We start from the raw sequence: 6,261 nt of genomic DNA, 5'->3' as shown, positions 1-6,261 counted from the left end.
GCGGCGTGTCCGCAAGGTGCTGACCGACGCGGCCCGCGAGGGCCTGATGGGCGAGCATCACTTCTACGTCTCGTTCCGGACGGAAGCGCCCGGCGTGCGGATCTCGCAGGCCCTGCGGGAGAAGTACCCGCAGGACATGACGATCGTCCTGCAGCACCAGTTCTGGGATCTCAACGTCACCGAGCACGCCTTCGAAGTCGGCCTGTCCTTCTCGGGGGTGCCGGAGCGGCTGCTGGTGCCGTTCGACGCCCTGTCGGGCTTCTTCGATCCCTCCGTGCAGTTCGGCCTGAAGTTCGATCTCAGCGAAGCCGGCGAGACCCCCGAGGAGGCGAACGCCGCCCCGGCGGCCAAGCCCGGCCCGCGCGGGGCCGGTTCGGAACCCGGCGAGGTGCGGCCCAAGAGCGCCGGTCTCGCCACGATCGGCTCCGGTGCGCCGAAGGGGCTGCCCGCTCCCGCCGCTCAGGGCGAGAAAGCCGCCGGCAAGTCCGACGACAAGGCCCCCCGCCCCGCCGCCAAGAAGGAGGGCGAGGAGGGCAGCGCCGAGGTCGTGAGCCTGGACGCCTTCCGCAAGAAGAGCTGAGCGTCCCCCGGGCCGGATCGACGGCCGGGCGTCGTACGGGGGACGACACGGTCGCGCCGCCGATGCTGTCGGCGGCTGCGGGGAGCCCGCGCCCGATCGCCAGGCGATCCGCGACCCTTGAGACCGTCGGTCAGATCCGGTCGCCTTCCCCTCCGGCCGTCCTGCTGCACGGCGCCGGCCTGCACCGCGGCACGGTGACCGGGCCCGGGGCCCGGCCTAGCCCCGCGCCACCGCGTCCATGCGCAAGCCGTGCTCCGGCCGCAGCGTCACCCGGTGGAGCGGCGTCACCGGCGGATGATCCGCCGGCAGCCGGAAGCGCACCGCCCGCACCACATGCGCCAGCACGATCACGGCCTCCTGAATCGAGAAGCTCTGGCCGATGCAGATCCGCGGCCCCGCCCCGAACGGCAGATAGGCGAAGCGCGGAATCGTGTCGCGGTTCTCGGGCAGGAACCGCTCCGGCACGAAGGCCTCCGGATCCTCCCACAGCAGCTGATGGCGGTGGAGCACCCAGGGCGCCACCATGACCAGCGAGCCCCGCGGCACCTTGATCCGGCCGAGCCGGTCGTCTCGGATCGCCTGACGGCTGAGGAACGGCACCGGCGGGAACAGGCGCATGGCCTCCTCGATCGCCGCCCGGGTGAACGGCAGACGCTCCGCGGAAAAATCCCCCGGCCCGGCGGCATCGACCTCGGCCTCGATCCGCGCCTGGGCGGCCGAATCCTGCGACAGGCAGTAGAGCGTCCAGGTCAGGGAATTGGCCGTGGTCTCGTGCCCGGCGGCGATGAAGGTGACGATGTTGGCCTTCACGGCGAGATCCGAGAGCCCGTTGCCGGTCTCGGGATCCTGCGCTTCGAGCAGCAGGGTCAGCAGGTCCCGGGGCGCCTCCCCCCGCGCCATCAGCGCCTTGCGGCGGGCGATGAGCTCATCGACCACCTCGGCGAAGAAGCGGCCCGCCGGACGGGCCCGCAGGCGGCCGATCCGCGGCACGAAATCGGGCACGCCGAACACGTCGAGGGGGTCGATCGGCCCGACCGCTTCCAGGAAGCGCGTGATCGCACGGCCGAGGGCATCGGGATCGCTCGGCAGGCCTTGCGTGAAGATCGTCCGCTCCAGCACGTCGAGCGTGACGCGGGTCATCTCAAGGGCCACATCGACCTGCTTGCCGTCGCGGCGGACGAGGCGGCGGCCGAGACGGGCGCCGGCGGCGTTCATCGCCTCCGAAAAGCCCTGGACCGTGCGGGCGTTGAAGATCGGCGCCAGCGTCCGGCGCTGGAGGCGCCACTCGTCGCCCTCGGCGCTGAGCAGACCGTTGCCGAGCCCCGGGGCGAGGACACGCCGCTGCAGGTCGTCCTTGCGGTAGCCGTCGGAATTCTCGATGAGCAGGTAGCGGATCAGCGCCGGGTCGCTCACCAGGGTGATCCGGCCCATCGCGCCCTCGGCCGCCACCACCGGCAGCTTGAAATGCGCGTCCATCCAGGTGGTGATCGGATTCTTCCGGGCCGCCCGCAGGAAGTCGAACAGGCCGAGCGGCGCCTTCAGCGGCGGCGGCACGACGGGGCGGAACCGGGCGGCGGGTTCGGACAGATCGATCGTCGCGCTCATCGGCTCCTTGTCCGGCGGGAACAGAGCTTCGCTCTTGTCGGGGTGCCGGGAAAACCGGCATCGCGATTCACCCGCGCCTCATTTAAGTAGGCACCGCACGGCACCAGACGTAGAGGCCACGATGTCGCCCACCGAGACCGCCACCCGCACCGAGTCCGACACCTTCGGGCCGATCGAGGTTCCGGCGCATCGCTACTGGGGCGCGCAGACGCAGCGCTCGATCCAGAACTTCAAGATCGGCACCGACCGGATGCCGGCGCCCCTCGTCCACGCCCTCGGGGTGGTGAAGCAGGCTGCCGCCCTGGTGAACAAGGATCTCGGCGCCCTCGACGCCACGCTCGCCGACGCCATCGCGGCCTCGGCCGCCGAGGTAGTGGAGGGCCGCCACGACGACGAGTTCCCCCTGGTCATCTACCAGACCGGCTCGGGCACCCAGTCGAACATGAACGCCAACGAGGTGATCGCGAGCCTCGCCAACGAGCGGCTGGGCGGCCAGCGCGGCGGCAAGTCGCCGGTCCACCCGAACGACCATTGCAACCGCGGCCAGTCCTCGAACGACACCTTCCCCACCGCCATGCACATCGCGGTGGCGCGGGAGATCCAGGGGCGCCTGCTGCCGGCGCTCTCCCACCTGCACGGCGCGCTGGACGCCAAGGCCAAGGCGTTCGCGTCGATCGTCAAGATCGGCCGCACCCACCTGCAGGACGCGACGCCGGTCTCGCTGGGCCAGGAATTCTCCGGCTACGCCGCCCAGGTGGCGCTCGGCGGCTCGCGGGTCGCCGCGACCCTGCCGGGGGTCCTGGCGCTCGCCCAGGGCGGCACCGCGGTCGGCACCGGGCTCAACGCCCATCCGGAATTCGCCGACCGCTTCGCCGCCAAGGTCGCGGAGCTGACCGGGCTGCCCTTCACCTCAGCCGAGAACAAGTTCGAGGCGCTGGCCACCCACGACGCGCTGGTGTTCACGCAGGGCGCGCTCGCGGCCCTCGCCGCCGGCCTGTTCAAGATCGCCCAGGACATCCGCTTCCTCGGCTCGGGCCCGCGCTCCGGCCTCGGCGAATTGTCGCTCCCTGAGAACGAGCCCGGCTCCTCGATCATGCCCGGCAAGGTCAACCCGACCCAGTGCGAGGCGCTGACCATGGTCTGCGCCCAGGTGATCGGCAACGGCACGACGGTGAGCTTCGCCGGCAGCCAGGGCAATTTCGAACTCAACGTCTTCAAGCCGGTGATCGCCAACGCGGTGCTGCAATCGGTGCGGCTGCTCGCCGACGCGGCGGTGAGCTTCACCGACAATTGCGTCGTCGGCATCAAGGCCAACGAGGACAAGATCGCCGACCTGATGAGCCGCTCGCTCATGCTGGTGACCGCGCTCGCCCCCTCGATCGGCTACGACAAGGCCGCCGAGATCGCCAAGACCGCGCACAAGAACGGCACCACCCTCAAGCAGGAGGCCCTGCGCCTCGGCTACGTCACCGAGGCGGAGTTCGAGCGCGTGGTCCGGCCGGAGACGATGCTGGCGCCCAGCGCCGACTGATTGTTGTGTGACGTCCCGGCGCGGAGCCTCCCGCGCCGGTTACGGGAGGCGATCCGTGGCCGAGATCATCAATCTGCGCCAGATCCGCAAGGCGAAGGCCCGTGCCGAGGCCGACACGAAGGCCGAGGCCAACCGGATCGCCTTCGGCCAGCCGAAGAAGGCCAAGACCCTCCAGCAGCGGCGCAAGGCCCTCGAGACCGAGCGCCACGAGGGCCATCGCCTCGCGCGGCACGAGCCGGATTCCGACCCGAACGCATGATCCGCCTCCCGTGAGCGCCGGCCTCACCAAGCACTCCGTGATGATCGCCGGCCACCGCACCAGCGTGTCCCTGGAGGATCCGTTCTGGGCGGCGCTGCGGGAGATCGCGGAGGCGCGGGGCCAGTCCGTCCAGGCCCTCATCGGCGCGATCGATGCCGGGCGCGACGGGCAGAACCTGTCTTCGGCGATCCGGGTCTTCGTCCTCGAAGCCGTGCGCGCGATGCCGGAAACGTGAGCGCGTCGCGCCCTGTCCGATCTGCCGGTCCCGAATAGCTTGTGACGTGCGCGTGACAAAATCCCGCAGTCAGGAGATCCCATGGCCACCCGAGAGCCGCTGCTCAGAACAATCCCGATCGCCGAGCTGCGCCCGACGCAGATGACGGTGGGCTACCGTGAAGTGGCGGAGAAGCGGCGGCGCTGGCGGGAATACGACGGCGAGAAGAAAGAGGAGTTCCTCGGCGCTCATATGATCCCGACGCTGCTCGGGCCGAAGAAGCGCCACTACATCATCGATCATCACCACCTCTCCCGCGCCCTGCACGAGGAGGGGGTCGAGAGCGTGCTCGTCACCGTGGTGGCCGACCTGCACTACCTCGACAAGGACGCCTTCTGGACGGTGTGCGACCACAAATCCTGGGCGCATCCCTACGATGCCGAGGGCGTGCGCCAGCACTTCAAGGACATCCCGAAATCGGTCGATGCCCTGGCGGACGATCCCTACCGCAGCCTCGCCGGCGAGCTGCGCCGGGCCGGCGGCTTCGCGAAGGATACCACCCCGTTCAGCGAGTTCCTGTGGGCCGACTTCCTACGGCGGAACATCAAGGAGAAGCGGATCGAGGGCGACTTCTCCTCCGCCCTGGAGCGGGCGATGGCGCTGGCGAAATCCAAGGACGCCGACTACCTGCCCGGCTGGTGCGGACCGGTGACCCGCCCCATCCGCTAGGGCGCCGCCGGGTCGTCGCGGTGGATCCGCCCGACCGTTTCGCGTGACGCGGCGGGCTGTCTGCCCGAAAAACGCCCCGCCCCTGGGCGAGGTTCGGGGGGGCCGCCCGCGCCCGCCCCCTCCAGCCGGACGAACAGCCCCCGCATGCCGATGCCGCGTTTCGCCCCGAGCCTCGCGCTCGCCGCCCTGCTCCTGCCCGCCGCCGCGCAGGCCCAGGATCGCGGCAGCGTCAATCCGAAGCCCCTGCCGCCCCTGGAGCATCCGGACGCGCCCTCGACGCCCGCCAAGGCGCTGTTCGGGCGCGTCACCAAGGCGGCCTCCGGGCCGGCGCACATCTACGGCTTCTATGCCAAGGGCTGCTTCTCCGGGGGTGAGGCGCTGCCGCTGGACGGTCCGAACTGGCAGGTCATGCGCCCGTCCCGCAACCGGATGTGGGGCACGCCCTACCTCGTCGATTTCATCGAGCGCCTGTCGCAGAAGGCGGCCCGGGTCGGCTGGCCCGGCCTCCTCGTGGGCGACATGGCCCAGCCCCGGGGCGGCCCGATGATCACCGGCCACGCCTCGCACCAGATCGGCATCGACGCCGATGTCTGGCTGACGCCGATGCCCGACCACCGCATGAGCCGGGCGGAGCGCGAGGAGACCTCGGCCACCGACATGGTCCGCCGCGACCGTCTCGACATCGATCCGGAGGTCTGGACGCCGACGCACCTGCAACTGATCAAGGTCACCGCCGAGCAGCCGGAGGTGGAGCGCATCTTCGTCAACGCGGCGATCAAGAAGGCGCTCTGCCGCGACGCCGCGGGCAGCCGCTGGATGTCCAAGGTGCGCCCGATGTACGGGCACAATTACCACTACCATATCCGGCTCGCCTGTCCGGCCGGCCAGGAGGATTGCCAGCCGCAGGGCGCGCCGCCGCCGGGCGACGGCTGCGACGACCTCAGCTACTGGTTCTCGGATGCGGTGCTGCATCCGAAGCCCCCGAAGGTGCCGCCGAAGCCCAAGCCCGCCATGACCATGGCCGCGCTCCCCAACGCCTGCCGGGCGGTTCTGAAGGCGCCGTAGGGCAGAGGCGCGGAGGCGGGGCGGCCGTCAGCGCGGGCGCGGCGACCCGGCCGCGTGCCACCCGCGCTGACGGTGGCACAGCCGAAGGGATGAGCGGCGCGGAAACGATCCGCCCGGCGAGACTGGTCGCTCGGCGCGCCGGACGCGATGTGCTAACGCCTGCGGATGCCCCGCTGGCTCTTCATCCTCTTCGCGACCGCCGTCGCCCTTTCGGTGCTGGGCAGCGTGCTGATCGTGCTCCGCAGCCCGAACAGCACGCCCGCGCCGCACGGCAGCGC

The 6,261-nt window shown here is 70.9% G+C and carries 7 protein-coding genes; 6 read left to right on the top strand and 1 reads right to left on the bottom strand.

Annotation, left to right across the window (positions count from 1 at the left end; genetic code table 11):
• Nucleotides 1–580, top strand: a 580-nt coding sequence (locus I53_RS12405; RefSeq protein WP_043351118.1) for a ClpXP protease specificity-enhancing factor SspB, incomplete at its 5' end; no start/stop codon positions are given.
• Nucleotides 581–796: 216 nt separating this feature from the next.
• Here I53_RS12405 and I53_RS12400 read toward each other — a convergent pair.
• Complete coding sequence (locus I53_RS12400; protein ID WP_043351116.1) at nt 797–2,185, bottom strand: cytochrome P450; 1,389 nt, start codon at nt 2,183–2,185, stop codon at nt 797–799.
• A gap of 121 nt (nt 2,186–2,306) precedes the next feature.
• Here I53_RS12400 and fumC point away from each other — a divergent pair, with 121 nt between their 5' ends.
• The 5 genes from fumC to mepA all read left to right on the top strand — a co-directional run bounded on the left by fumC (nt 2,307) and on the right by mepA (nt 5,983).
• Nucleotides 2,307–3,716: a class II fumarate hydratase gene (gene fumC, locus I53_RS12395; RefSeq protein WP_043351115.1), complete on the top strand. Its 1,410-nt coding sequence runs from the start codon at nt 2,307–2,309 to the stop codon at nt 3,714–3,716.
• Between the two features lie 55 nt (nt 3,717–3,771).
• Nucleotides 3,772–3,975: a DUF4169 family protein gene (locus I53_RS12390; protein ID WP_043351113.1), complete on the top strand. Its 204-nt coding sequence runs from the start codon at nt 3,772–3,774 to the stop codon at nt 3,973–3,975.
• 10 nt (nt 3,976–3,985) lie between these two features.
• Nucleotides 3,986–4,210 carry a ribbon-helix-helix domain-containing protein gene (locus I53_RS12385; RefSeq protein WP_043351112.1) on the top strand — a complete coding sequence of 75 codons (225 nt, stop codon included), beginning with the start codon at nt 3,986–3,988 and terminating at the stop codon, nt 4,208–4,210.
• Nucleotides 4,211–4,291: 81 nt separating this feature from the next.
• The gene (locus I53_RS12380) at nt 4,292–4,918 is read left to right on the top strand and encodes a ParB-like protein (protein ID WP_043351110.1); all 627 of its coding nucleotides are present in this window, start codon (nt 4,292–4,294) and stop codon (nt 4,916–4,918) included.
• Between the two features lie 144 nt (nt 4,919–5,062).
• Nucleotides 5,063–5,983, top strand: a complete 921-nt coding sequence (mepA, locus tag I53_RS12375) for a penicillin-insensitive murein endopeptidase (RefSeq protein WP_043351108.1) — start codon at nt 5,063–5,065, stop codon at nt 5,981–5,983.
• Nucleotides 5,984–6,261 lie beyond the last annotated feature (278 nt).

The sequence above is a fragment of the Methylobacterium sp. B1 genome (assembly GCF_000333255.1).
Lineage (GTDB): Bacteria > Pseudomonadota > Alphaproteobacteria > Rhizobiales > Beijerinckiaceae > Methylobacterium > Methylobacterium fujisawaense.
Note: the sequence above shows the minus strand (reverse complement) of the source record. Positions and strands in the feature narration are given on the sequence as shown.

What these genes read in the sequence shown, in the direction of transcription:
- I53_RS12400 (WP_043351116.1), bottom strand. Translation starts at nt 2,185, where the DNA reads ATGAGCGCGACGATCGATCTGTCCGAACCCGCCGCCCGGTTCCGCCCC.
- mepA (WP_043351108.1), top strand. Translation starts at nt 5,063, where the DNA reads ATGCCGATGCCGCGTTTCGCCCCGAGCCTCGCGCTCGCCGCCCTGCTC.
- fumC (WP_043351115.1), top strand. Translation starts at nt 2,307, where the DNA reads ATGTCGCCCACCGAGACCGCCACCCGCACCGAGTCCGACACCTTCGGG.
- I53_RS12380 (WP_043351110.1), top strand. Translation starts at nt 4,292, where the DNA reads ATGGCCACCCGAGAGCCGCTGCTCAGAACAATCCCGATCGCCGAGCTG.